Below are 22,384 nucleotides of genomic sequence, written 5' to 3' on the forward strand. Positions count from 1 at the left end.
CTCCACCACGAACGGCACGGCACGAGTAGCGAGAGTTCCCCATGACAGCAGAGAGCACTCCGGCGCTCGTGCAGAGTGCGGACACCGACGGCGGCCCGGCACAGCCCGGGCCGCCGTCGGCCCGCGGTCCACGGGCGCGCAACACCAGGGCCTATCTCCGGTACATGGCGGGGAAGATCGCGGGCGCGGTCGTCTCGCTCTTCGCCGTCCTGGTCACCAGCTTCTTCCTCTTCCGGCTGATCCCCAGCGACCCGGTCAAGCAGATGACGGGCGGACGGCCCGTCTCCGCCGAGCAACTCGCCTCGCTCAGGCGCCAGTTCGGCCTCGACCTGCCGCTGTGGCAGCAGTTCACGGACTACGTCGGTGACGCGCTCACCGGCGACTTCGGAATGTCGTACCAGTTCCACTCCCCCGTCATCGGCAAGATCGCCGAGGCGGTCCCGGCCACGCTGCTGCTCACCGGCACGGCGTACGTCCTCTACACCGCGCTGGGCATCTGGCTGGGCACCCGCACCGCCTGGCGCAACGGCTCCAGGAGCGACCGTTTCCACACCGCGTTCGCCCTGACGCTCTACTCGGTGCCGTCGTTCTGGCTCGGACTGCTCCTCATCATCGTGTTCTCGGTGGGTCTCGGGCCGATCCCCGGCCTGTTCCCGACCGGTGGTCTGGAGTCGGGCGGCAAGACCGGATTCGCGTACGTCCTCGATGTCGCGCACCACCTGGTCCTCCCGGTGATCACGCTGGTCGCGGTCGGATACGCGCAGACGCTCCTGGTCATGCGCTCCTCGCTGCTCGACGAGATGGGCAGCGACTATCTGACGACGGCTCGTGCGAAGGGGCTGCGGGACGATCTCGTACGGCGCCGGCATGCCGTCCCGAACGCGATGCTGCCGACGTTCACGCTGATGTTCGTGAACCTGGGGCATGTGGTGGCGGGGCAGATCCTGGTCGAGACGGTGTTCTCCTGGCCGGGCCTGGGCGGGCTGTTCTACCAGGCGCTGAGCGTGCCCGATCTTCCGCTCGTCCAGGGCCTGTTCTTCGTCTTCGCGACCGCGGTGATCCTGGCGAACACCCTTGCCGACCTGCTGTATCCGTTGCTCGATCCCCGGGTGGGCCGATGACGACGACAGACTCGACGGCCGCGGAGACCGCCGGCGGCTCCGGCGCCGACCCGGTGGCCGGTGCCGCCAAGAGCCCCCGCGCCCTGGCCCGCGCCCGCAAGCGCCGGTCCCTGGCCCGCTTCTGGCGCGCGTACCGATCCCACACGAGCGGCCTGTGGGGACTGGCCGCGCTGGTCGTGATCACGCTGGTCGCCCTTGCCGCGCCGCTGCTGGCCGGTGCGGACTCGCAGAGCGTCACCGACGCGCCGGGCGGTCCGCTGGAGTCGCCGAGCGGTGAATTCCCGCTCGGTACCGACCAGTTCGGCCGGAGCGTGCTGGCGCTGCTGGTGTGGGGATCACGTGTCTCGCTCACGGTGGGCCTGCTGGCGGCGGTGCTGTGCGTGGCGATCGGCACGGTCGTGGGCATCGTCGCGGGCCACTTCCGCGGCTGGTACTCGACAGTCCTGATGCGGGTCACGGACTGGTTCCTGGTGATGCCGACCCTCGTCCTCGCCATCGCGCTGGCCACGGTGATGGACCGCTCCATCTGGACGGTGATCCTGGCGATCGGCGTCACGACGTGGCCGACGACGGCCCGCCTGGTCCGTGCCCAGACGCTGGCCGTGGAGTCCCGCCCGTACATCGAGCGCTCCCGCGCCCTGGGCGGTGGGCACGGGCACATCATGCTGCGCCATGTCCTGCCGAACGTCATGCCGCTCGTGCTCGCGCAGACCACGCTCGTGATCTCCAACGCGATTCTCACGGAGGCCACGCTCGCCTTCCTCGGCCTCGGCGACCCGACGATCACCTCCTGGGGCGGCATGCTGCAGGACGCACGTGAGGCGGGCGCCGTCAGCGCGGGCGACTGGTGGTACCTGGCGCCTCCCGGCATCGCCGTCGCCCTGGTGGCACTGGCGTTCACGCTGTGCGGCCGCGCCATCGAGTCCGTCCTCAACCCCAGGCTGGGGGTGTCCCGTTGAGCATCCAGGAGACGCCGAATCCACGGCAGGCTCGAAGTACGGAACAGGATCCCTTGCTGGAGGTACGCGGCCTCGAGGTGACGTACGCGGGCGGGGCCGCCGCCGTCCGCGGCGTGGACCTCACCGTGGAGGCGGGCCAGAAGCTCGGCATCGCCGGCGAATCGGGCTGCGGCAAGTCGACACTGGCGCTCGCACTGCTGAGGCTGCTCCCCGCCGGGACGAAGGTGTCCGGGAAGATCCTGCTGGACGGCGAGGACGTGCTGAGCATGAAGTGGGGGCGGGTCCGGGCGGTGCGCTGGGCGGGCGCGTCGATCGTCTTCCAGGGCGCAATGCACTCGCTCAACGCCGTGCACCGCGTCGGTGACCAGATCGCGGAGCCGATCCTGCTGCACAAGAAGGCGACCCAGGCGGCGGCGAAGCGCAGGGCCGGCGAGTTGCTGGAGCACGTGGGGCTGCCCGCGTCGCGCGCGGACGCATATCCGCACGAGCTGTCGGGAGGCCAGCGGCAGCGCGTGATGATCGCGATGGCGCTGGCCTGCGATCCTCGCCTGATCATCGCCGACGAGCCCACGACGGCGCTCGACGTGATGATCCAGGCCCAGATCCTCCGCCTGATCGAGCAGCTCGTGGCCGAGCAGGACCTGGGGCTGATCATGATCAGTCACGACCTGGCGGTGCTGGCCGACACCTGTGACAGGCTCGCGGTGATGTACGCGGGGCGTGTGGTCGAGGAGGGCCCGGCGCTGCAGGTGTACGAGGACGCCCGGCACCCGTACGGCAAGGCCCTCTCGGCGGCGTTCCCGCGCATCGGCGACCCGGCGTCCCGCTTCGCACCGCGGGGTCTGCCCGGCGACCCGCCGGACCCGTCGGACCTGCCCTCCGGCTGTACGTTCCATCCGCGCTGCGCGGTGGCGCTGGACTCGTGCGCTCGCGATGACCAGAAGCTGCGGGACGCGGGACGGGCGCGGAGGGCCGCGTGCGTGCACGTGACCGACGCGGAGCGGCCGGAGGCCGAGGCCGAGGCCGCGGGAGAAACGAGGAACAGTACGTCATGACCATCTCCCCGTCCCCGTCTTCGAAGCCCTCAGGAGCTGCGGCGCCGTCGGGCGTCTCCGCGCCCCTCCTCAGCGCCGCCGACCTGCGGGTCACGTTCCCGGGCCGGCACGGTGCCGCGGACGCCAGGGCCGTCGACGGGGTCGACCTCGACATCGGGCCGGGCGAGATCGTCGCTCTGGTCGGCGAGTCGGGGTGCGGCAAGACGACGCTGGCCCGCTCGCTGCTGGGGCTGGTGCGGCCGACGTCCGGGCAGGTCACGTTCGGCGGCAGACCGCTCGACTACGGGTCGCGCGCCCTGAAGGCGTACCGCAAACGCGTCCAGCTGGTGCTGCAGGACCCCAGCGGCTCGCTCAATCCACGGCACACGGTGTACGACGCGGTGGCGGAGGGCCTGCGTATCCACGGCTACGCCGGGGACGAGCGGGCTGCAGTGGCCGAGGCCCTGTCGCGGGCCGGGCTGCGGCCCCCCGAGCGCTTCTTCCTCCGCTATCCGCACGAGCTGTCGGGCGGCCAGCGGCAACGCGTCGTCATCGCGGGCGCGCTGGTCCTTGAGCCGGAACTGATCGTCGCGGACGAGCCGGTGGCCTCGCTGGACGCCTCGGTACGCGGGGAGATCCTGGCGCTGCTGCTGCGCCTGCGGACCGAGCTGGGCCTGTCCGCCCTGGTCGTGACCCATGATCTGGGTCTGGCCTGGAACATCGCCGACCGGGTCGCGGTCATGTACCTGGGCAGGATCGTCGAGACGGGCGACGTCGAGCAGGTCCTGACGGCTCCCCGGCACCCGTACACACAGGCGCTGCTGTCCGTGCTGCCCGAGGCGGGCGGCGACCCGGTGGTGCTCACCGGCGAGCCCCCGGACCCGTCCCGCATTCCGTCCGGGTGCCGCTTCCATGCCCGCTGCCAGATCCTCGCGAGCGGCGAGGCGGCCGGGGCAGGGGTCGCGGACGCCTGCCGGACGCGGGATCTGCCGGTGCTCGAGGGGGCGGGCGGGGCCCAGGTGGCCTGCCACTGGGCGGCAGCCCGTGCGGGGGTGACGCAGGCGCAGCCGGGCTGAGGCAGACGCCGTCGGTTCCCCAGTCGGTTCCTTCGTGGCCTACTTCGGCTGCCCCGATGCCGCCTCGTACGCCTCGATGAGCTCCCGCGACCGCTTCACGTCGTCCCCGATGGCCTCGAGGAGGGCCTCGATCGAGTCGAACTTCGCCTGCCCGCGGACGAACGCGAGGAAGTCGACGGCGACGTGCAGTCCGTAGAGGTCGAGGCCGACGCGGTCGATGGCGTACGCCTCGACGGTGCGCTCGGTGCCGTCGAACTGGGGGTTCGTGCCGACGGAGATCGCTGCGGGCATCGCCTCGCCCTCGACGTGCAGCCAGCCCGCGTAGACGCCGTCGGCGGGGATGGCGGTGTGCGGCAGCGTCTCGACGTTCGCCGTCGGGAAGCCGAGCTCGCGGCCGCGCTGGGCGCCGCGGACGACCACACCCTCGACGCGGTGCGGGCGGCCGAGGATCTCGGCAGCGCCCTCGACGTCGCCCTCGGCGATCAGCCGGCGGGTCAGCGTGGAGGAGAAGGGCTCGCCGCCGCCCGCCTCACCGCACACGAACAGGTCGACGACCTCGACCTCGTAGTCGTACGTCTGGCCGAGCTGGGCGAGGAAGTCGACGTTGCCGGCGGCCTTGTGCCCGAAGCGGAAGTTGGGGCCCTCGACGACGAGCTTCGCATGGAGCTTGTCGACGAGGACCTTCACGACGAAGTCGGCGGGCGACAGCTTCGAGAACTCGGTGGTGAACGGCAGGATCAGGAGCGCGTCCACACCGAGCTCGGCCATCAGCTCGGCACGCCGGTGGTGCGGGGCGAGCAGCGGCGGGTGGCTGCCGGGGCGTACGACCTCACTGGGGTGCGGGTCGAACGTGACCACGACAGAGGCGACCCCGAGCTCCCGCGCGCGGTCCACCGCGCGACCGATGATCAGCTGGTGCCCGCGGTGCACACCGTCGTAGGAGCCGATGGTGACGACGCTGCGCCCCCAGTCCTGGGGGATGTCCTCCAAGCCACGCCAGCGCTGCACTGTGACCGCTCCTCGAACCCGTGTCCGTGATTCCGTGTTTCCGTAATTGCCTGATACGCAGATACGCAGGTCTAAGACTGCCATGCCGCTTCCCGGCGAGTCGCAGCGGTATGGGGGAGCAGCCCCGGCCACTGCGTCGGGCCACGGCATCCGGTACCGGCGAAGGCCCTGCCGGGACCCGGGCAGGACCCTGCCGGGCCCGGTCTCAGACAAAGACCGCCAGGCTCTTGGACTTGCCCTTCGACTCCTCCACGAGGGCCAGGAACCGCCCCTCAGGGTCGAACACGGCGATCGGCCCCGAGCCCGCGTACTCGTCCGGCATCTCCAGTCGTACACCGTTCGTCAGCAGCCGTGCACGCTTGGCGTCCACGTCCCAGCGGCGGAACGCGGCCGCGGCGGCCTCCGCGATCGGCATGACGGTCAGCTCCTTCTGGAGCTGGTCGAGGGTCCTGGCGGAGTCCAGCTTGTACGGGCCCACGCGGGTGCGGCGCAGCGCCGTCAGATGGCCCCCGACGCCCAGTCCTGCGCCCAGGTCGCGGGCGAGCGCCCGGATGTACGTACCCGACGAGCACACCACCGAGACGACGAGATCCAGCACCGGAGTGCCGTCCTCGGCGACGGCGTCCCGGACGTCGTAGACAGCGAAGGACGACACGGTCACCGGGCGGGCCGGGATCTCGAAGTCCTCGCCCTCGCGGGCCCGCTTGTAGGACCGCTTGCCGTCGATCTTGATGGCGCTGACCTTCGACGGCACCTGCATGATGTCGCCGGTGAGCTTGGCGATCCCGGCGTCGACGGCGTCACGGGTCACGCGCGACGCGTCGGTGGACGAGATGATCTCGCCCTCGGCGTCGTCGGTGACCGTGTTCTGGCCGAGCCGGATCGTGCCGAGGTACTCCTTCTCGGTCAGCGCCAGATGACCGAGGAGCTTTGTCGCTTTCTCGATACCGAGGACGAGGACTCCCGTCGCCATGGGGTCGAGCGTGCCCGCGTGGCCGACGCGGCGGGTCCTGGCGATACCGCGCATCTTGGCCACGACGTCGTGCGAAGTGAAGCCCGACGGCTTGTCGACGATGACAAGGCCGTCGGGCGGGGTGGTCTTCTGGGTCATTCCGCGGCGTCGCCGTCCGTCTCGTCCTCGCCCGGCTTGCGGTACGGGTCCGCCTCACCGGCGTAAGAGGCGCCGGCGGAGGCCTCGCGCACCGCCGCGTCCGAGGCTCGTGCCTTGTCGAGCAGGTCGTCGATGGTCCGGGCGGTGTCCGGCAGGGCGTCCGCCACGAAGGTCAGGGTCGGGGTGAACTTCACGCCCGCCGCACGCCCCACCTCGGAGCGGAGAATGCCCTTGGCGCTCTCCAGCCCTGCTGCGGCGGACGCACGCTCCTCGTCGTCCCCGTACACGGTGTAGAAGACGGTCGCCTCCCGCAGATCACCGGTGACCCGGGTGTCCGTGATGGTCACATGCGAACCGAGCCGCGGGTCCTTGATCCCGCGCTGCAGCTTCTGGGCCACCACCTCTCGGATGAGGTCCGCCAGCCTTTTCGCCCGCGCGTTGTCGGCCACTGGTCCGTCTCCCCTTTGTTCCTGGGATTGTCTTGCCTTGTTCTGTCGGTTGTAGTCGACCATGTCCGGTCGTTGTCGACTCGACCATGTCCGGTCGTTGTCGACCATTTCTGTGGCCGACGACCGCCTTCCGCCGCCCTCTCGGTCACCGTTGGCCGTGTCAGCCCTCGGCGGCCGCGTTCAGTCGTCGTCGCCGTGGAACCGGCGCCGCACCGAGAGCAGTTCCACTTCGGGCCGGCCGGCGACGAGGCGCTCGCAGCGGTCCAGTACGTCGCTCAGGTGTCCCGCGTCCCCGGACACCATCGCCAGGCCGATTCCGGCCCTGCGGTGCAGGTCCAGGTGCTCGACCTCCGCCGCGCTCACCGGGTACTTCCGCTGAAGGTCGGCGACGATCGGGCGGACGATGGAGCGCTTCTCCTTGAGCGACCGTACGTCGCCGAGGAGCAGGTCGAAGGACAGAGTCCCCACATACATGTCGGTCCGGATGTCCCGCCGGTACGGGTTCGACGGTCCCGCCAACCGCTTGGCAGGAACATCAGAACGGTACACGCAACGGCCGGGGCCGATCGACGGGAATTCCACCCGCCGACCGGCCCCGGCCTCCCCACACCTCAGGGGCGTGGGAGGTGCCGTCGGCCGAGCAGTGCTCAGCCGCGCGGCTTCTCGCGCATCTCGTACGTCGCGATGACGTCGTCGATCTTGATGTCGTTGAAGTTTCCGAGGTTGATACCGCCCTCGAAGCCTTCGCGGATCTCGGTGACGTCGTCCTTGAAGCGGCGCAGACCCTCGATGTTGAGGTTCTCCGCGATGACCTTGCCGTCGCGGATGAGTCGGGCCTTGGTGTTGCGCTTGACCTCGCCGGAGCGGATGAGAACACCCGCGATGTTGCCCAGCTTGGACGAGCGGAAGACCTCGCGGATCTCCGCCGTACCGAGCTCGACCTCTTCGTACTCCGGCTTGAGCATGCCCTTGAGGGCCGCCTCGATCTCCTCGATCGCCTGGTAGATGACCGAGTAGTAGCGGACGTCCACGCCCTCGCGCTCGGCCATCTGCGCCGCGCGGCCGGCCGCACGGACGTTGAAGCCGATCACGATGGCGTCCGAGCCCATCGCCAGGTCGATGTCCGACTCCGTGACCGCACCGACGCCGCGGTGCAGGACGCGGATGTCGACCTCTTCGCCGACGTCGAGCTGGAGCAGCGAGGACTCCAGGGCCTCGACCGAACCAGACGCATCGCCCTTGATGATGAGGTTGAGCTGCTGGACCTCGCCGGCCTTGAGCACCTTGTCCAGGTCCTCGAGGGAGACGCGGCGCACCCGCTTGGCGAACGCGGCGTTGCGCTCACGGGCGGCACGCTTCTCGGCGATCTGGCGGGCCGTGCGGTCCTCGTCGACGACGATGAAGTTGTCGCCGGCGCCCGGGACGTTGGTCAGACCCAGGACCTGGACCGGGGTGGACGGACCGGCCTCGTCGAGCGTGTTGCCCTGGTCGTCGTACATGGCGCGCACGCGGCCGTAGGCGTCGCCCACCACCATCGTCTCGCCGACCCGCAGGGTGCCTCGCTGGACGAGGACGGTCGCGGTGGCGCCGCGGCCGCGGTCCAGGCGAGCCTCGATCGCGATGCCCTGCGCGTCCTGCTCCGGGTTGGCCCGCAGGTCGAGCGAGGCGTCCGCGGTGAGGATGACGGCCTCCAGAAGGCTGTCGATGTGCAGACCCTGCTTGGCGGAGATGTCGACGAACATGGTGTCGCCGCCGTACTCCTCGGCCACCAGGCCGAACTCGGTCAGCTGACCGCGCACCTTGGTCGGGTCCGCGCCCTCGACGTCGATCTTGTTGACCGCGACCACGATCGGCACGTCGGCCGCCTTGGCGTGGTTCAGCGCCTCGATCGTCTGGGGCATCACACCGTCGTTGGCCGCCACCACGAGGATCGCGATGTCGGTCGACTTGGCACCGCGGGCACGCATGGCGGTGAACGCCTCGTGACCCGGGGTGTCGATGAAGGTGATCTTCCGCTCTTCGTCGTTGACCTCGGTCGCGACCTGGTAGGCACCAATGTGCTGGGTGATGCCGCCGGCCTCGCCCGCAACGACGTTCGTCTTGCGGATGGCGTCGAGCAGTCGCGTCTTACCGTGGTCGACGTGACCCATGACGGTCACCACCGGCGGACGCGAGACGAGGTTCTCCTCGCCGCCCTCGTCCTCGCCGAACTCCAGGTCGAAGGACTCGAGCAGCTCGCGGTCCTCCTCCTCGGGGCTGACGATCTGGACGGCGTAGTTCATCTCCGTCGCCAGCATCTCCAGCGTGTCGTCGGAGACGGACTGGGTCGCGGTGACCATCTCGCCGAGGTTCATCATGACCGCGACGAGCGACGCCGGGTTGGCGTTGATCTTCTCTGCGAAGTCGGTGAGCGAAGCACCGCGCGACAGGCGAATGGTCTCGCCGTTGCCGCGAGGCAGCATCACACCGCCGACCGACGGGGCCTGCATGGCCTCGTACTCCTGGCGCCTCTGCCGCTTCGACTTGCGGCCACGACGCGCCGGACCGCCGGGACGGCCGAACGCACCCTGCGTGCCACCACGGCCACCGGGGCCGCCGGGACGACCGCCGAAGCCGGGACGGCCACCGCCGCCACCGCCGAAGCCGCCGCCACCGCCGGGAGCGCCGCCGCCACCGGGACGGCCGGCGAAGCCACCGCCGCCACCCGGACGAGCGCCACCGCCGCCGGGACGGCCGGCGAAGCCACCGCCGCCGCCGGGACGACCGGCGCCACCGCCGGGACGACCCGCACCGCCCGGACCGCGGCCGCCGGGGCCGCCGCCGGGACGCGGGCCGGCAGCGGGACGCTGCGGCATCATGCCGGGGTTCGGACGGTTGCCACCGGGACCGCCGCCCGGACGCGGAGCCTGCGGACGCGGCATGCCACCCGGGGTCGGGCGGGGACCGGCCTGGCCCTGCGGACGGGGACCGCCCTGGCCTGCACCCTGCGGACGCGGGCCACCAGGGGCACCGGCACCGCCGGGACGCGGGGCGCCGCCGGGACGGGGCGCCTGCGGGCGCGCCATGCCGGTGGAGCCGCCGGACGTGAAGGGGTTGTTGCCCGGACGCGGACCGGCCGGACGGGCGCCGGGACGCTGCGCCTGACCACCCGGACGCGGTGCACCGGGACGCTCGCCGCGACCCTCGCCGCGACCCTGACCCTGGCCAGGCGTGGCCGGACGGCCACCCGGCTTCGGAGCACCGGGACGGGCGCCGGGACGCGGACCCGCCGACGGAGCGGCAGGAGCGGACGGCGGCGCGGTGAACTCCGGCTGGGCCGGTGCCGCGGGTGCGGGCTTGGGGGCCGGCTTGGGGGCCGGCGTCGGGCGCGGGCCCGGCGTCGGTGCGGCGGCCGCGGGCTTCTCGGCCGCAGGGGCCGGGGCCGCAGGCCGAGGGGCCGCCGGCTTCGGCGCAGCCGGGACAGCCGGACGAGCCGCCTGCGCCGGGGACGGCGCGGCGGGCCTGGCGGGCGCCTGCTTACGAGCACCCGGCTTCGCGCCGGACTTGCCGGAGCCGTTGCCCTGCTGGAAGGCGTCAGTCAGTTTGCGTACTACGGGCGCCTCGATGGTCGAAGACGCCGAACGGACGAATTCACCGAGTTCTTGGAGCTTGGCCATGACGACCTTGCTCTCCACGCCGAACTCCTTGGCGAGTTCGTATACCCGGACCTTAGCCACTTCGCTCCTTTTAGGTCCGGGTTGCGGCCGGACCGTCGCTACTTCATGGGCGTACTCATCGCGTACTCATCGAGTGCTCATCGCAATCTCGACCTACTTCCGACTCGCGAGGTACCTGGGCCGCACGGGGGTTCCGTACGACACTTCTTACGGTGTTGCCTGCTCAGCAACTGTCTTCGACGGCCTGGCGCAAGCCCGCCGTGTCGAGCGGTCCCCGGGCACGGAAGGCCCGGACGAACGCCCGGCGACGGACCGCCAGATCCAGACAGACCAGGGCGGGGTGCACATAAGCACCCCGGCCGGGCAGCGTACCGCGAGGATCGGGGACGCACGCGTCCTCGATCACCACGATGCGCAGCAGATCGCTCTTGGCCGCTCGCTCCCGGCATCCCACACAGGTGCGCTCAGGGCGTGCTCGGGCGTGCGTCCGGCCAGACACTCTTAAGTCTACCTCCCCGTACCGACCTCACCCCTTTGGGGCAAAAATCGAACGGCTGTCGTCTTGATCTCAGCGGCCCCCGGCGTGATCTCGTCGGGGGCCGATCTGTTCGTTGCTGTCAGTCCTGCTGCGGCTCGGTGTCCGGACGGATGTCGATCCGCCACCCGGTCAGCCGAGCCGCGAGACGGGCGTTCTGCCCCTCCTTGCCGATCGCCAGCGACAGCTGGTAGTCCGGCACGGTGACCCGCGCGGAGCGGGCCGCGAGGTCGACGACCTCGACCTTGGAGACCCGGGCCGGCGAGAGAGCGTTGGCGACCATCTCGGCCGGGTCGTCGGACCAGTCGACGATGTCGATCTTCTCGCCGTTCAGCTCGGCCATGACATTGCGCACACGGCCGCCCATCGGGCCGATACAGGCGCCCTTGGCGTTCAGGCCCGAGCGCGTCGACCGCACAGCGATCTTGGTGCGGTGACCCGCCTCACGGGCGATCGCGGCGATCTCGACGGAGCCGTCGGCGATCTCCGGGACCTCCAGCGCGAAGAGCTTCTTGACCAGGTTCGGGTGCGTACGCGAGAGGGTCACCGACGGGCCGCGGACACCCTTGGCCACCCGTACGACATACGAGCGCAGGCGCACGCCGTGCTGGTAGTCCTCGCCGGGCACCTGCTCCTGCACGGGCAGGATCGCCTCGAGCTTGCCGATGTCCACCAGGACGTTCTTCGGGTCGCGGCCCTGCTGGACCACACCGGTGACGATGTCGCCCTCACGGCCCGCGTACTCGCCGAGCGTCGCGTCGTCCTGCGCGTCGCGAAGCCGCTGCAGGATCACCTGCTTGGCCGTCGTCGCGGCGATCCGGCCGAAGCCGGACGGGGTGTCGTCGAACTCGCGGGGCTCCTGGCCCTCCTCGAGGTCCTCGGGGTCTTCCTTCGCCCACACCGTCACATGGCCGGTCTCCCGGTTGAGCTCCACGCGCGCGTGGCGGCGGCTTCCCTCGGTGCGGTGGTAGGCGATGAGGAGGGCCGCCTCGATCGCCTCGACCAGCAGGGAGAAGGAGATCTCCTTCTCCCTCACCAGACCCCGCAGGGCACTCATGTCGATGTCCACGGCTACGCCTCCTCTGCGTTCTCGATGTTCTTGGTGTTCTTGGAGTTCTTGGTGTTCTGAGTGTTCTGGGTGTCTTCCGCGGACGTGCTCTTGCGGCTGAACTCGATCTCCACCCGTGCCCTGGCGATGCCCGTGAAGGCGAGCCTGCGGGAGGTGGGCTTGCGACCCTTCACGCCGGGTACCTCGAGGTCCAGACCCTCGTCGTCCACCTTCAGGATCCGCGCGACCAGCTCGCCGCCGCCCGCGTCCGGCGTCAGCCAGAACCTCGCCAGGCGGTCCGTAGCGCGAACGAAGTGGCGGTGCTCCTTCAGCGGGCGCTCGGCGCCCGGGGAACCGACCTCGAGGGTGTACTCGCCCTCGCCCATCACGTCCTGCTCGTCGAGCTTCGCCGACAGAAGGCGGCTCACCTCGGCGATCTCGTCCAGATCGACACCTTCGTCGGAGTCGATGACGACCCTGAGCACCCGCTTGCGCCCGACCGAGGCCACTTCGATCTCTTCGAGATCCAGGTCCTGGGAGCTGACGAGCGGTTCCAGTAGTTCTCGCAGCCTCTCGCTCTGGGTGGTGCTCATCCGGGTGACTCCTCGGCCGCGTGTGCTGTTGTGGGTAGGTCGCGTGACAGGTCAAAGGGTATCCGGTCCCGGGGGGTGTTGCCGTCCACCGGTCCGGCCGTCCGTGGGGCGGTGACGAGCCGCTGGCGCGGGTCGGGGCGGTCCGGCGGTACGGTGATCATGGCCTCTCGGCCGCTTGTTCCCCTCGCTGTCCGCTCGTACGAAATCCTCGAGGACGTCTGTCGTGTCGCTCCCCCTGCCGTCGCTTGTGCGGCGCACCCCTGACGGGCCGTCCGGGCCCGCGGGGCCTGGTCGAAGGAGTGTTCTCGCCGGCGCGGCCGCCGCGGCCGTCGCCGGTGCCGGGCTGCTCTCGGGCTGTTCGGACGGCGATTCGGGCAGCGGCTCCGCCGGTACCGCCGCGAGGCGGCCGTCTGCCGTCGAGCGGGCACGCGCGCGTGCGGCGAGCGACAGCGCGGGACTTGTCGCGCGGTACGACGCCGTGATCACGGCGCACCCCCCGCTGGCGAAGCGGCTGGGGGTGTTGCGGGCGGAGCTGGTGCGGCATGTGGAGGCGTTCGGCGGCGAGGTGGCGGCGGCCGGGGCTTCGGGGTCGCCTTCCGGTTCGGCTCCGGGTTCGCCTTCCGCTTCGGCCTCGGTTCCGGCTTCTGCGTCGGCTTCTGCCGCCGGGAGTGACGGGAGCGACGTGCCCGCGGACAAGAAGGACGCGCTCGCCTTTCTCGCCTCCTCCGAGCGTGCGCTGGCTGACCGGCGCGGCGCCGCACTGCTCGAGGTGCCCGGCGAGCTGGCCCGGCTGCTCGCCTCTGTCGCGGCGGCGGGTGCCGCGCACGCGTATCTGCTGACGGAGGACGACTGATGAGCGGTGCCGATGACGGCGAGGGCCGGAAGTCCAAGAGCGGCGGCGACAGCGCCCTGCTGAAGGCCGTGCAGGCCGCACTCGGCGCGGAGCACGCCGCCGTGTACGGCTACGGAGTCGTCGGCGGCAGAATCGGTGATGCCCGCCGTGACGAGGCCCGAGCCGCGTACGACGCCCACCGCGCACGGCGTGACGAACTCATGCGCACTGTGCGGGACTTGGGTGGCGAACCGGAGCCGGCGGCCGCGGCCTACGCACTGCCCTTCCCGGTGCGGGACGCGGCGGCGGCCGTACGGCTCGCCGCCGAACTGGAGGATCGGGTCGCCGGGGTGTATTCCGATGTCGTACGGGCAGCCGAGGGCAGTCGGCGCGGGGCGGCCGCGGACGCACTGCGGGAAGCGGCGGTCCGGGCGGCCCGGTGGCGGGGCGGCAGCGTAGCCTTCCCTGGTCTCGCCGAGCGGTCCGGCACGCCGTCCGCTTCGGCGATGCCGAGCGCGTAGGGGCGGCCGGGCGCGTTCGGCGGACCGTACGGCATACGGCGGCATCGCGCGCGTACGGCGGCACCGCGCGCGTTTGCCGCAAGCTCGGACAACGCCACGGCACCGCACACGTACCGGCCCGCGAACGGCCCTACTGGGAAGGAATCACCCGCGCATGGCTTTCGAACCGCCCCGGCGCCTCGTGAGAGCACTCGGCGAGACGCAGCACGACGGGGACGACGGAGCCCGGGTCTGGCTGGAGAAGCTGCCGGAGCTGGCCGAGGCGGCCGTGGCCCGGCACGAGTTGACCGTCGAGCGGGTGCTCGTGCCCGGCGGGCGCAGCAGTCTCGTCGTCCTGGTGCGGCTGCCGGACGGCCGGCCCGCCGTGCTCAAGCTGGCCCCGCGGCGTGCCCGGCCCGGGAGTGAGCGGGCCGCGCTGGCCTGCTGGGGCGGGCGGGGCGCCGTGCAGTTGCTGGACCTGCCGGGCGAGGGTGAAGCGGCCGGTGGCGGGGACGCCGGCGGTGAGAACGGCGGTGACGGGGTGCTGCTGCTGGAGCGGCTGCATCCCGACGTGTCGCTGCGGTCCCTGCCCGAGGCGAAGTCGCTGCTGGAGGCCGCCGGGACGTTGCGACGGCTGTGGGTGGAGCCGCCCGCTAGTCACCGATTCGAGACGGTTGCCGAGCGGACCGGGCGGCAGGCGGTGGCGATGCGGGCCGGCGCGGACGCCGATGCCGACGTGGCGCCGCTGGTCGACGCGGCGCTGGCCGCGCGGGACGAGCTGCTGGCCACGGCGCCCGAGCACAAGCTGCTGCACGGCACGTTCCGGCAGAGCAAGGTGCTGGCGGGCGACCGTATGCCGTGGCTCGCCGTCGGACCCGATCCGGTGGTGGGCGAGTGCGCCTTCGACCTGGCGCGGCTGGTGCGGGACCGGGTGGAGGACCTCATCGCGTCACCGTCGGGCGCGGCGACGACCCGGCGCCGGGTGAAGCGCCTCGCGGACTCCCTCGAGGTGGACCTGGAGCGGCTGCGCGGCTGGACGCTGTTCCGCGCGGTGGAGTCGGGGGTACGGGCCCGCCGCGTCGGCCGGGAGCAGGACTCGGAGCTGCTGCTGGAGTTCGCGGGCTGGTTGTAGTCCGCCGGCGGGGCGTGCTTCGCAGGACTGTCCGCTCGTTCAGGCCTGCTCTTCAGGCCCGTTCCAGTCTCAGCGCCAGTACCGGGCAGTCCGCTGCCGCCCGGCGGGCGCGTTTCAGGGCCGCGCGCTGGACGGGAGCGGAGTCGACCAGCGGGTAACCCCACTCGTCGAGGCTGATGTGCTCGGGCAGCAGTTCCGCGCAGAGGCCGTGGCCCTGGCAGGCGGTCCAGTCGACTTCGAGGTGTCGTTCCGTGTCGGCTCCGGTTCGGTGCTGGTCCATGTCAGCTCCTGTTCTCGGGGACGGGCAGCAGTGGCGTGTGGTCGGTGGCCGTGCAGTGGCCGGTGGCGTGGGCGTCGAGTTCCGGGGCGAAGACCGTCAGGGCGCTGCGTACGAGGCGCACCGTGCCGTCGGGGTGGTGGCAGGCGCCACGGCCCTCGACCAATCCGGCCCAGCGGGCGACGTCCTGGCGCGTCGCGCCCTGGGGGCCGGGTGCGGCCAGGGTCCGGAAGGCGGCTGCGATGCGGGGCAGGCCGCCCAGGCAGGGCCCGCACTGGCCCGCCGACTGGAGGGCCAGATAGCGCAGGACACGAGCGGTCTCGGCCAGGCCGCACCGTTCCACGGGCAGGGCTGCCAGGACACCCGCGCCCACCGAGCCCAGGTGGGCGGCGCCGAGGGTGGCGTGGGCGGCCTGCGCGGCGGGGATCCAGGTGCCGTGGTAGCCGCCCACCAGGACCGCGCTCACGCGGGCCAGGGGCAGCTCCTGGGGCAGGAGCCTGTGCAGCGCGATCCCGTACGGGGCCTCCACAACCTGCGCACTGCGGCCCGGCACGTGCACGGTGCAGAGCATGCTGCCCGGCTCGGCCGGCGTACCGGCGGAGCGGAACCAGTCCGCGCCGTAGCGGGCGATCAGGGCCAGATGGGCGAGTGTCTCCACGTTCTGGACGAGGGTCGGCGCATGGCCGACTCCCCGTTCGCGGACCGGGGGCCGCTGGTGGCGCGGCAGCGCGGGGTGCCCGGAGATGTACTGGGTGAGGGCCGAGGACTCCCCGGACAGGAATCGTTTCGGTACCCGTACCGGCCGTACCGGCAGCGGATCCCGCCGCTCCGTGAGGGCCCCTTCGAGCCCCGGCAGCAGCGCGGACTCCGCCCCCTCCTCCACCGCGAGGTACGCCTCCCCCGCCCCCACCGCATGGGCGGCCAGGCGCAGGCCGTCCAGCACCAGATGGGGTGAGAGCCGCAGCAGCGCCTTGTCCTTGGCGCTGGCGGGCTCCCCCTCCGCCCCGTTGGCGACGACGACCGGCGGGCGCCCGGCGCGTCGCCCCGCGTCGGCGACGGCCACGAGCTTGCGGTACGTCGGGAAGGCCGCCCCGCCGCGCCCGGTGAGCCCGGACTCGGCGACGGTCCGCAGCAGGTCCTCCGGATCTCCGCACACCAGTGGTCCGTACCGTTCCTCGTGCGTGGCGAGTCCGGTCGGCGATCCGCCGGGCGCGAGCAGCCGGGGCGCCATGAGGAGGTCCGGGAGCTGCGTGAACGTCTCGTTCCGGGTGGGCGTCGTGGTGCTCATGGTCAGGCTCCTTCGGCGGTACGGAGAAGGGCGGCGGGCGTGCGGCGGGCGGCGCGTGCGGCATGCAGCACCCGTAGGCCGAACCCGGCGAGGACGGCCGCCACGCAGGCGACGGTCAGCCACACCATCCAGCCGGTGCCGCTGTCCGTACCGATGCCGATGCCGTGGACGAGGGCCGCCGGCCAGGACGCGTACGCGAGCCAGTGCACGGCGCGCCAGGCACGGTGGCCGAGCCTCGCCCGCACCAGGCTGGTGACCAGCACCGCGAGCATCAGGTCGAAGGCGACCGTGCCGAGCCCCAGCCACAGCGGCTGGTAGTCGGAGACGAAAGGGACGAGGACGTCGGCGACGGTGATGTTCACGTAGCCGTCGAGGACCGCGACCCCGATGTGCGCGGCGAGGAACGCGACCGCGGACAGGGACAGGGTGCGGTGCAGTGTGACCGTGCCGAAGCGGGGGAGGCCCGGTAGCCGTCCGCGCAGGCGTACGGCGATGCCGAGCAGGACGACTGCCGTGAACAGGACCAGGCAGACGGCTCCTGTGGCGCGGTTCGCGTACCAGAGGACCGAGGAGTCGGTCATGCGGCCGCCTCCCCGGGGGTGCGGTGGGGCGCCTGCGGCGGGCCTTCTCCCCTGCCCCGCCCCTTCCCGAAACCGGGGGCTCCGCCCCCGGACCCCCGTTCGGCCTGAACGGCCTCGTCCTCAAACGCCGGACGGGCTGAGTTGGGCCAGCCGGGTGTCGTCACCACCGTCCCGCCGTGCGCCACCAGGCGCGCCGGCAGCCCCAGGCCGGACAGCCAGCGCTCGGCCCCCGCGCCCTTGACCAGCGCCGCGGTGCTCGCGGCATTGGCGTCCGCACAGCTCGCGGCCGCGACGGAGACCGTGCGCCAGGGCGAGACGGCGGGCAGGCCCGTGCGCGGGTCCACGATGTGGTGCAGCAGGTGCGTACCGCGCTGCCACCGGCGGGCGGTGGTCCCGGAGGTGGCGAGGCCTCCGCTGCGTACGCCGACGGTGGTGTGCGGGCCGTCCGCCGGTGCCTCGTCGGGGTGGCCGGTCGCGTCCTGGACGCGGACCCGCCAGCCGCCGAGCGGGGGTGTGCCCGCGACGGCGGTGTCGCCGCCCAGGCTGACGAGGACCCCGCAGCCCGCGGCCTCGGCGAGCATCGCGGCGGCCCGGTCGGCGGCCCAGGCCTTGGCCGTGGCGCCCAGGTCGAGGCGGACCCCGGCAGGGACGGTGACCGTGCCGGTCCCCCGGTCCAGCCGGATGCGCCGCCATCCGGGCACGGGCCGGACGGTGAGCCGTACCGGACGGCCGTCGTGCTCCTGCACGAGCTGGAAGTCGCGGTCGTAGCCGATGGCGTTCATGGCCGAGCCGACGGTCGGGTCGACGGCTCCGTCGGTCGCCGCGGCGGCGCGCAGCGCGACGGCGAGCGCGTCGGCGAGCAGCGGGCTCACCCTGACCGGACGGCCGTCGGCGCTGTCCAGGGCGGCCAGCTCGGAGTCGGGCCGGAACCGGCTGCACGCGGCGTCGACCTCGGCGAGGTGGCGGGCGAGCAGCAGATTGCAGGTGTCGAGCAGCCGGGGGTCGGTGGTGACGAGCCGGACGGCGGTGCCGAGCGCACGCCAGTCGGCGGACGCGGTAGCGGTCACGGCCGCCGTGGTCGTCGTGCGGGCGCCGGTCATCACGACGCCCCCGACGTGGAGTGGGCGGAGCCGCTGCCGTCGGACGAGGTGAGGCCGTCGGACGACGACTGCAGGTTCGACGAGGTACTGGAGGAGCTGTCCGAAGAGCTCGACGAGCCGGAGCTCCCCGAACTGCTGCTACCGCTACTGGTGGTGGTGCTGGTGCTGCTACTGCTGCCGCTCGCGGCCGCCGTATCCCCGTCCGACTGCATCGTGCCGATGAGGGTGAAGACCCCCGCGACCGCCGTCAGTGTGACCGCCGCCGCCACGGCCGCTGTGCGCCGCGCTCCCCTGCGCACCGCCGCAACGGCGCCTCGCTCCCTGCCTGTCATGACTGCTCCCCTCCGAAGTGACGCGTTGTCACGTCCTACGGTCGGGGAGCAGCCTGGGAGAAAACTGTGCGGCGGCCATGCCCCCGGGATGAACCCGTTGTGGTTCCGTCCCGGGAGCGCAACAGAACGGCTACGGCCGCCAGGGCCTGTCGGCCCTAGGCCCGGCTAGGCGGTCAGGCGGGCGATCGCCTCTTCGACGGTCAGCTCCTCGCGCTCACCGGTGCGCCGGTCCTTCAGCTCGAGGACGCCCTCGGCCGAACGCCGCCCGGCCACCAGGATGTTCGGTACGCCGATGAGCTCGGCGTCGGTGAACTTCACGCCGGGCGAGACGCCGGCCCGGTCGTCCACCAGCACGCGGACGCCCGCGGCGCCCAGCTTCTCGGAGACGTCGAGCGCCAGCTCCGTCTGGAGCGCCTTGCCCGCGGCCACCACGTGGACGTCGGCGGGCGCGATCTCGCGCGGCCAGACCAGGCCCTGCTCGTCCGCCATCTGCTCGGCGAGCGCCGCCACGGCACGGGACACACCGATGCCGTACGAGCCCATGGTGACGCGGACCGGCTTGCCGTTCTGGCCGAGCACGTCCAGCTGGAAGGTGTCCGCGTACTTGCGGCCGAGCTGGAAGATGTGGCCGATCTCGATCGCGCGGTCCAGCTTCAGACCGGTGCCGCACTTCGGGCAGGGGTCGCCCTCCTCGACGACGACCACGTCGAGGTAGTCGTCCACCTCGAAGTCGCGGCCGCAGACGACGTTCTTCGCGTGCGTGTCGGGCTTGTTGGCGCCGGTGATCCAGGACGTGCCGGGGGCGACGCGGGGGTCGGCGATGTAGCGGACCTTGCCGAGGCCCTGCGGACCGACGTAACCGCGTACGAGGTCGTCGCGGCCCTCGAAGTCCTCCGCCGTGACGAGCTCGACCTCCGCCGGGGCAAGGTGCTCGCCGAGCTTGCCGAGGTCGACCTCGCGGTCGCCGGGCACGCCGACCGCCACGATCTCGCCGTCCACCTTGACCAGCAGGTTCTTGAGGGTCGCCGATGCGGGGACGCCCAGGTGCTCGGCGAGCGTCTCGATGGTCGGGGTGTCGGGGGTGTCCACCTCCTCGATCGCCGGGTGCTCGGCGCCCTCGACCGGCTTCAGCGCGAAGGTCACGGCCTCGGTGTTCGCCGCGTAGTCGCAGGCCGGGCAGTCCACGAAGGTGTCCTCGCCGGCCGCCGCCGGAGCCAGGAACTCCTCCGAAGCCGAGCCGCCCATGGCGCCCGAGACCGCGGACACGATGCGGTAGTCCAGACCCAGGCGCGCGAAGATGCGCTGGTACGCCTCGCGGTGCAGGCGGTACGACTCGGCCAGGCCCTCGTCCGTGGTGTCGAAGGAGTACGAGTCCTTCATCTGGAACTCGCGGCCGCGCAGGATGCCCGAGCGCGGGCGGGCCTCGTCGCGGTACTTCGTCTGGATCTGGTAGAGCATCACCGGCAGGTCCTTGTAGGACGCCACCTGGTCCTTCACGACGAGCGTGAAGATCTCCTCATGGGTCGGACCGAGCAGGTACTCGCCGCCCTTGCGGTCCTTCAGCCGGAACAGCAGGTCGCCGTACTCCTCCCAGCGGGCGGACGCCTCGTACGGCTCCTTCGGCAGCAGGGCGGGGAGCAGGACCTCCTGGGCGCCGATGGCGTCCATCTCCTCGCGGACGACGCGCGAGATGTTGTCCAGGACCTTCTTGCCGAGCGGGAGCCAGGTCCAGATGCCCGCCGAGTTGCGGCGCACGTACCCGGCGCGGACCAGCAGCTTGTGGCTGAGCGTCTCGGCGTCCGCCGGGTCGTCGCGCAGTGTCTTGACCATCAACCGGGACATGCGCTGGACCTGGGCCATGATTCTTAACTCCTGCTACGTAAGGGTGATGGCTAGGAGGTTAGCCCTGCGGTCCACGCCGGTGGAAATCCGTTACCGCCCGAGTGGTCCGCTACCGCCTGAGTGGCAGCGGCGCGCCCATCACCGCGTACGGCTTCGGGGCGCTCGGGAAGAGGACCTGCCTGGCCAGATCCTCGTAGCCGAGCGAGTGGTACAGGCCACGGGCCGGGCTGTCCATGTCGATCGCCGAGAGGATGGAGCGGGGCTCGTCGGCCTCGTCGGTGATCCTGGTGATCAGCGCACGGCCGATGCCGCGGTTCTGGTACGCGGAAAGGACATGCAGCTCGGTGATGACGAACGAGTTGTCGAGCCAGTCGTCGTGGCCGCGAGCGCGCAGATACGGCTGGACGACGGTGGACCACCAGTGGGTGCGGTCGTTCGGCATGCCGTAGACGAACCCGACGAGCCGCCCGTCCACCGTGAAGGCGCCGAGCGCACGCGCCCCGGGATAGGTGATGTGCCGCAGCACGATCTGCCGGCGCACCGTGATCTCGTCGGCGCTGAGCCCGAAGGCCTCCGCCTGCACGGCCAGCGCTTCGTCGACCCGCGCGGCCAGATCCAGCGGGCCGATCACGACGTCGTCGGGGGTACGGGGGCCCGGCCTGGGAATGCGCAGCATGTCGGCGAGACTACCTCGGGGGCAGAGCCCCGGACCCCCGGGACCAGGGATCGGACCCGGGATCCGGCCCCGGTTCCACCCGGGTTCCGACCTGGGATCAGAACAGCACGCTCATGAAGGCGCCGACCTCCTGGAAGCCGACCCTCCGGTACGCGGCGCGTGCCGCCGTGTTGAAGTCGTTGACGTACAGGCTGGCGACCGGCGCGACATCCGTGAGGGCGTAGCGCAGCACTGCCGCCATGCCGGGCGCCGCCAGGCCTTGCCCCCGGTACTCGGGCGCCACCCAGACGCCCTGGATCTGGCATGCCTGCGGGGTCGCGGCGCCGATCTCCGCCTTGAAGACGACCTTGCCGTACTCGTCGAGGCGGGCGAAGGAGCGCCCGGATCCGACCAGTTCCGCGACGCGCGCCTGGTAGAGCAGCCCGCCGTCGCCCGCGAGCGGGGAGATGCCGACCTCCTCGGTGAACATCGCCACGCACGCCGGCATGATCGTTTCCATCTCGTCCTTGCGGATGCGGCGGACGTAAGGATCGGGAGCGACGTCGTCGGGGAGCCGGTCGGTGACCATCAGCGGCTGGTGGGCGCGGATCTCACGGGCCGGGCCCCAGCTCGGTTCGAGCAGCCGCCACAGCTGCGCGGTGGGTCCGGCCGGGCCGACGATCGAGGAGCAGCGGCGGCCGGCCCGCCGGGCGCGGTCGGCGAAGGCGCGTACGGCCTCGGGGGTGGTGCAGATCGGCACCAGATTGGCGCCCGCGTAGCACAGGGACTGCAGCATGCCGTCCGCGTACCAGCCCCACATCTCGCCGCCGAGCCGCCACGGGTCCAGGCCCGCGATGTGCACCCGCGACGCCACGAACGCGTTTGCGACCGGCTCGCGGTCGAGCACGGCCAGTGCGGCGTCGAGGTCGCTCGGTTCGAGGACCCGGGTGGTCGTCTGCGTCAACAAGATTCGAGGACCTCACCATACGGTCTGCTGATTTCCGCACTGTACCTGGCGAGGTTGTGTGGCGCCGCCCCATGGGGACGCCCCACCGCTGGAGACAGCGGTGGGGCGTGCGAAAACGCCGGAGATGGGCGGGACGTGCGGGAATGCCGGAGATCAGCCGGCGACCGAGACCTCGGGCTCGCCGGACATGACGCCGTCCTTCTCCATCTGCTCGGCGAGCTTCATGGCCTCCTCGATGAGGGTCTCCACGATCTTCGACTCGGGCACCGTCTTGATGACCTCGCCCTT

23 protein-coding genes and 1 pseudogene are annotated in these 22,384 nt (G+C 71.8%); 7 read left to right on the top strand and 17 right to left on the bottom strand.

The window, feature by feature from the left end; translation table 11 throughout:
- Positions 1 to 41: 41 nt before the first annotated feature.
- Genes ACWD4J_RS34120 through ACWD4J_RS34135 form a run of 4 tightly spaced genes read left to right on the top strand, consistent with a single transcriptional unit; the run spans position 42 to position 4,190 of the window.
- A complete protein-coding gene (locus ACWD4J_RS34120; protein ID WP_451399366.1) occupies positions 42 to 1,121 on the top strand; it encodes an ABC transporter permease in 1,080 nt (359 codons plus the stop codon).
- Positions 1,118 to 2,080: an ABC transporter permease gene (locus tag ACWD4J_RS34125; RefSeq protein ID WP_451399367.1), complete on the top strand. Its 963-nt coding sequence runs from the start codon at positions 1,118 to 1,120 to the stop codon at positions 2,078 to 2,080. The genes ACWD4J_RS34120 and ACWD4J_RS34125 overlap by 4 nt, the downstream gene beginning before the upstream one ends.
- Positions 2,081 to 2,133: 53 nt before the next feature.
- Complete coding sequence (locus ACWD4J_RS34130) at positions 2,134 to 3,135, top strand: ABC transporter ATP-binding protein (protein WP_451399368.1); 1,002 nt, start codon at positions 2,134 to 2,136, stop codon at positions 3,133 to 3,135.
- Positions 3,132 to 4,190, top strand: a complete 1,059-nt coding sequence (locus tag ACWD4J_RS34135) for an ABC transporter ATP-binding protein (RefSeq protein ID WP_451399369.1) — start codon at positions 3,132 to 3,134, stop codon at positions 4,188 to 4,190. The genes ACWD4J_RS34130 and ACWD4J_RS34135 overlap by 4 nt, the downstream gene beginning before the upstream one ends.
- 39 nt (positions 4,191 to 4,229) lie before the next feature.
- Here ACWD4J_RS34135 and ACWD4J_RS34140 read toward each other — a convergent pair whose 3' ends face one another.
- The 8 genes from ACWD4J_RS34140 to rimP form a co-directional block, all read right to left on the bottom strand.
- Complete coding sequence (locus tag ACWD4J_RS34140) at positions 4,230 to 5,198, bottom strand: bifunctional riboflavin kinase/FAD synthetase (RefSeq protein WP_451399370.1); 969 nt, start codon at positions 5,196 to 5,198, stop codon at positions 4,230 to 4,232.
- Between the two features lie 205 nt (positions 5,199 to 5,403).
- A complete protein-coding gene (gene truB / locus ACWD4J_RS34145) occupies positions 5,404 to 6,309 on the bottom strand; it encodes a tRNA pseudouridine(55) synthase TruB (RefSeq protein WP_451399371.1) in 906 nt (301 codons plus the stop codon).
- The gene (gene rbfA, locus ACWD4J_RS34150) at positions 6,306 to 6,758 is read right to left on the bottom strand and encodes a 30S ribosome-binding factor RbfA (RefSeq protein ID WP_451399372.1); all 453 of its coding nucleotides are present in this window, start codon (positions 6,756 to 6,758) and stop codon (positions 6,306 to 6,308) included. Before rbfA ends, truB begins: the two co-directional genes overlap by 4 nt.
- Before the next feature lie 180 nt (positions 6,759 to 6,938).
- The gene (locus ACWD4J_RS34155; RefSeq protein ID WP_451399373.1) at positions 6,939 to 7,232 is read right to left on the bottom strand and encodes a DUF503 domain-containing protein; all 294 of its coding nucleotides are present in this window, start codon (positions 7,230 to 7,232) and stop codon (positions 6,939 to 6,941) included.
- A 173-nt stretch (positions 7,233 to 7,405) separates the two neighbouring features.
- Positions 7,406 to 10,474: a translation initiation factor IF-2 gene (gene infB / locus ACWD4J_RS34160; protein WP_451399374.1), complete on the bottom strand. Its 3,069-nt coding sequence runs from the start codon at positions 10,472 to 10,474 to the stop codon at positions 7,406 to 7,408.
- Positions 10,475 to 10,637: 163 nt separating this feature from the next.
- Positions 10,638 to 10,913, bottom strand: a complete 276-nt coding sequence (locus ACWD4J_RS34165; RefSeq protein WP_078067694.1) for a YlxR family protein — start codon at positions 10,911 to 10,913, stop codon at positions 10,638 to 10,640.
- Between the two features lie 118 nt (positions 10,914 to 11,031).
- Positions 11,032 to 12,018, bottom strand: a complete 987-nt coding sequence (gene nusA, locus ACWD4J_RS34170) for a transcription termination factor NusA (protein ID WP_451399375.1) — start codon at positions 12,016 to 12,018, stop codon at positions 11,032 to 11,034.
- A 2-nt stretch (positions 12,019 to 12,020) separates the two neighbouring features.
- The gene (gene rimP / locus ACWD4J_RS34175) at positions 12,021 to 12,590 is read right to left on the bottom strand and encodes a ribosome maturation factor RimP (protein WP_451399376.1); all 570 of its coding nucleotides are present in this window, start codon (positions 12,588 to 12,590) and stop codon (positions 12,021 to 12,023) included.
- Positions 12,591 to 12,813: 223 nt separating this feature from the next.
- Between rimP and ACWD4J_RS34180 the strand changes: the two genes are divergently transcribed.
- The 3 genes from ACWD4J_RS34180 to ACWD4J_RS34190 all read left to right on the top strand — a co-directional run bounded on the left by ACWD4J_RS34180 (position 12,814) and on the right by ACWD4J_RS34190 (position 15,054).
- Positions 12,814 to 13,443, top strand: coding sequence for a hypothetical protein (locus tag ACWD4J_RS34180; RefSeq protein WP_451399377.1), 630 nt, complete (start codon positions 12,814 to 12,816; stop codon positions 13,441 to 13,443).
- Positions 13,443 to 13,943 carry a ferritin-like domain-containing protein gene (locus tag ACWD4J_RS34185; protein WP_451399378.1) on the top strand — a complete coding sequence of 167 codons (501 nt, stop codon included), beginning with the start codon at positions 13,443 to 13,445 and terminating at the stop codon, positions 13,941 to 13,943. The genes ACWD4J_RS34180 and ACWD4J_RS34185 overlap by 1 nt, the downstream gene beginning before the upstream one ends.
- Positions 13,944 to 14,097: 154 nt before the next feature.
- Positions 14,098 to 15,054 (top strand): aminoglycoside phosphotransferase family protein, encoded by a 957-nt coding sequence (locus tag ACWD4J_RS34190; protein ID WP_451399379.1) that lies wholly within the window; start codon positions 14,098 to 14,100, stop codon positions 15,052 to 15,054.
- 52 nt (positions 15,055 to 15,106) lie between these two features.
- On the opposite strand, the gene ACWD4J_RS34195 is transcribed toward ACWD4J_RS34190, so the two are convergent.
- The 9 genes and pseudogenes from ACWD4J_RS34195 to ACWD4J_RS34235 all read right to left on the bottom strand — a co-directional run.
- Positions 15,107 to 15,334, bottom strand: coding sequence for a ferredoxin (locus tag ACWD4J_RS34195; protein ID WP_451399380.1), 228 nt, complete (start codon positions 15,332 to 15,334; stop codon positions 15,107 to 15,109).
- A 1-nt stretch (position 15,335) separates the two neighbouring features.
- Entirely contained in the window at positions 15,336 to 16,619 is a 1,284-nt protein-coding gene (locus ACWD4J_RS34200) for an NADH-ubiquinone oxidoreductase-F iron-sulfur binding region domain-containing protein (RefSeq protein ID WP_451399381.1), read from the bottom strand.
- A gap of 2 nt (positions 16,620 to 16,621) precedes the next feature.
- A complete protein-coding gene (locus ACWD4J_RS34205) occupies positions 16,622 to 17,200 on the bottom strand; it encodes a ferric reductase-like transmembrane domain-containing protein (RefSeq protein ID WP_451399382.1) in 579 nt (192 codons plus the stop codon).
- Positions 17,197 to 18,300, bottom strand: coding sequence for an FAD:protein FMN transferase (locus ACWD4J_RS34210; protein WP_451399383.1), 1,104 nt, complete (start codon positions 18,298 to 18,300; stop codon positions 17,197 to 17,199). The genes ACWD4J_RS34205 and ACWD4J_RS34210 overlap by 4 nt, the downstream gene beginning before the upstream one ends.
- Positions 18,300 to 18,632, bottom strand: a complete 333-nt coding sequence (locus ACWD4J_RS34215) for a hypothetical protein (protein WP_451399384.1) — start codon at positions 18,630 to 18,632, stop codon at positions 18,300 to 18,302. Before ACWD4J_RS34215 ends, ACWD4J_RS34210 begins: the two co-directional genes overlap by 1 nt.
- A gap of 165 nt (positions 18,633 to 18,797) precedes the next feature.
- Positions 18,798 to 20,492 (bottom strand): proline--tRNA ligase, encoded by a 1,695-nt coding sequence (locus tag ACWD4J_RS34220; RefSeq protein ID WP_451399385.1) that lies wholly within the window; start codon positions 20,490 to 20,492, stop codon positions 18,798 to 18,800.
- Positions 20,493 to 20,583: 91 nt separating this feature from the next.
- Positions 20,584 to 21,150, bottom strand: coding sequence for a GNAT family N-acetyltransferase (locus ACWD4J_RS34225; RefSeq protein ID WP_451399386.1), 567 nt, complete (start codon positions 21,148 to 21,150; stop codon positions 20,584 to 20,586).
- 97 nt (positions 21,151 to 21,247) lie between these two features.
- Complete coding sequence (locus ACWD4J_RS34230; RefSeq protein ID WP_451399387.1) at positions 21,248 to 22,096, bottom strand: GNAT family N-acetyltransferase; 849 nt, start codon at positions 22,094 to 22,096, stop codon at positions 21,248 to 21,250.
- A 153-nt stretch (positions 22,097 to 22,249) separates the two neighbouring features.
- Positions 22,250 to 22,384 (bottom strand): annotated as a pseudogene (locus tag ACWD4J_RS34235) (flavodoxin-dependent (E)-4-hydroxy-3-methylbut-2-enyl-diphosphate synthase); the annotation flags it as partial.

Source organism: Streptomyces sp. NPDC002577, from assembly GCF_053594815.1.

What these genes read in the sequence shown, in the direction of transcription:
- ACWD4J_RS34120 (WP_451399366.1), top strand. Translation starts at nt 42, where the DNA reads ATGACAGCAGAGAGCACTCCGGCGCTCGTGCAGAGTGCGGACACCGAC.
- ACWD4J_RS34125 (WP_451399367.1), top strand. Translation starts at nt 1,118, where the DNA reads ATGACGACGACAGACTCGACGGCCGCGGAGACCGCCGGCGGCTCCGGC.
- ACWD4J_RS34135 (WP_451399369.1), top strand. Translation starts at nt 3,132, where the DNA reads ATGACCATCTCCCCGTCCCCGTCTTCGAAGCCCTCAGGAGCTGCGGCG.
- truB (WP_451399371.1), bottom strand. Translation starts at nt 6,309, where the DNA reads ATGACCCAGAAGACCACCCCGCCCGACGGCCTTGTCATCGTCGACAAG.
- ACWD4J_RS34155 (WP_451399373.1), bottom strand. Translation starts at nt 7,232, where the DNA reads ATGTATGTGGGGACTCTGTCCTTCGACCTGCTCCTCGGCGACGTACGG.
- rimP (WP_451399376.1), bottom strand. Translation starts at nt 12,590, where the DNA reads ATGAGCACCACCCAGAGCGAGAGGCTGCGAGAACTACTGGAACCGCTC.
- ACWD4J_RS34185 (WP_451399378.1), top strand. Translation starts at nt 13,443, where the DNA reads ATGAGCGGTGCCGATGACGGCGAGGGCCGGAAGTCCAAGAGCGGCGGC.
- ACWD4J_RS34190 (WP_451399379.1), top strand. Translation starts at nt 14,098, where the DNA reads ATGGCTTTCGAACCGCCCCGGCGCCTCGTGAGAGCACTCGGCGAGACG.
- ACWD4J_RS34195 (WP_451399380.1), bottom strand. Translation starts at nt 15,334, where the DNA reads ATGGACCAGCACCGAACCGGAGCCGACACGGAACGACACCTCGAAGTC.
- ACWD4J_RS34200 (WP_451399381.1), bottom strand. Translation starts at nt 16,619, where the DNA reads ATGAGCACCACGACGCCCACCCGGAACGAGACGTTCACGCAGCTCCCG.
- ACWD4J_RS34205 (WP_451399382.1), bottom strand. Translation starts at nt 17,200, where the DNA reads ATGACCGACTCCTCGGTCCTCTGGTACGCGAACCGCGCCACAGGAGCC.
- ACWD4J_RS34210 (WP_451399383.1), bottom strand. Translation starts at nt 18,300, where the DNA reads ATGACCGGCGCCCGCACGACGACCACGGCGGCCGTGACCGCTACCGCG.
- ACWD4J_RS34215 (WP_451399384.1), bottom strand. Translation starts at nt 18,632, where the DNA reads ATGACAGGCAGGGAGCGAGGCGCCGTTGCGGCGGTGCGCAGGGGAGCG.
- ACWD4J_RS34220 (WP_451399385.1), bottom strand. Translation starts at nt 20,492, where the DNA reads ATGGCCCAGGTCCAGCGCATGTCCCGGTTGATGGTCAAGACACTGCGC.
- ACWD4J_RS34225 (WP_451399386.1), bottom strand. Translation starts at nt 21,150, where the DNA reads ATGCTGCGCATTCCCAGGCCGGGCCCCCGTACCCCCGACGACGTCGTG.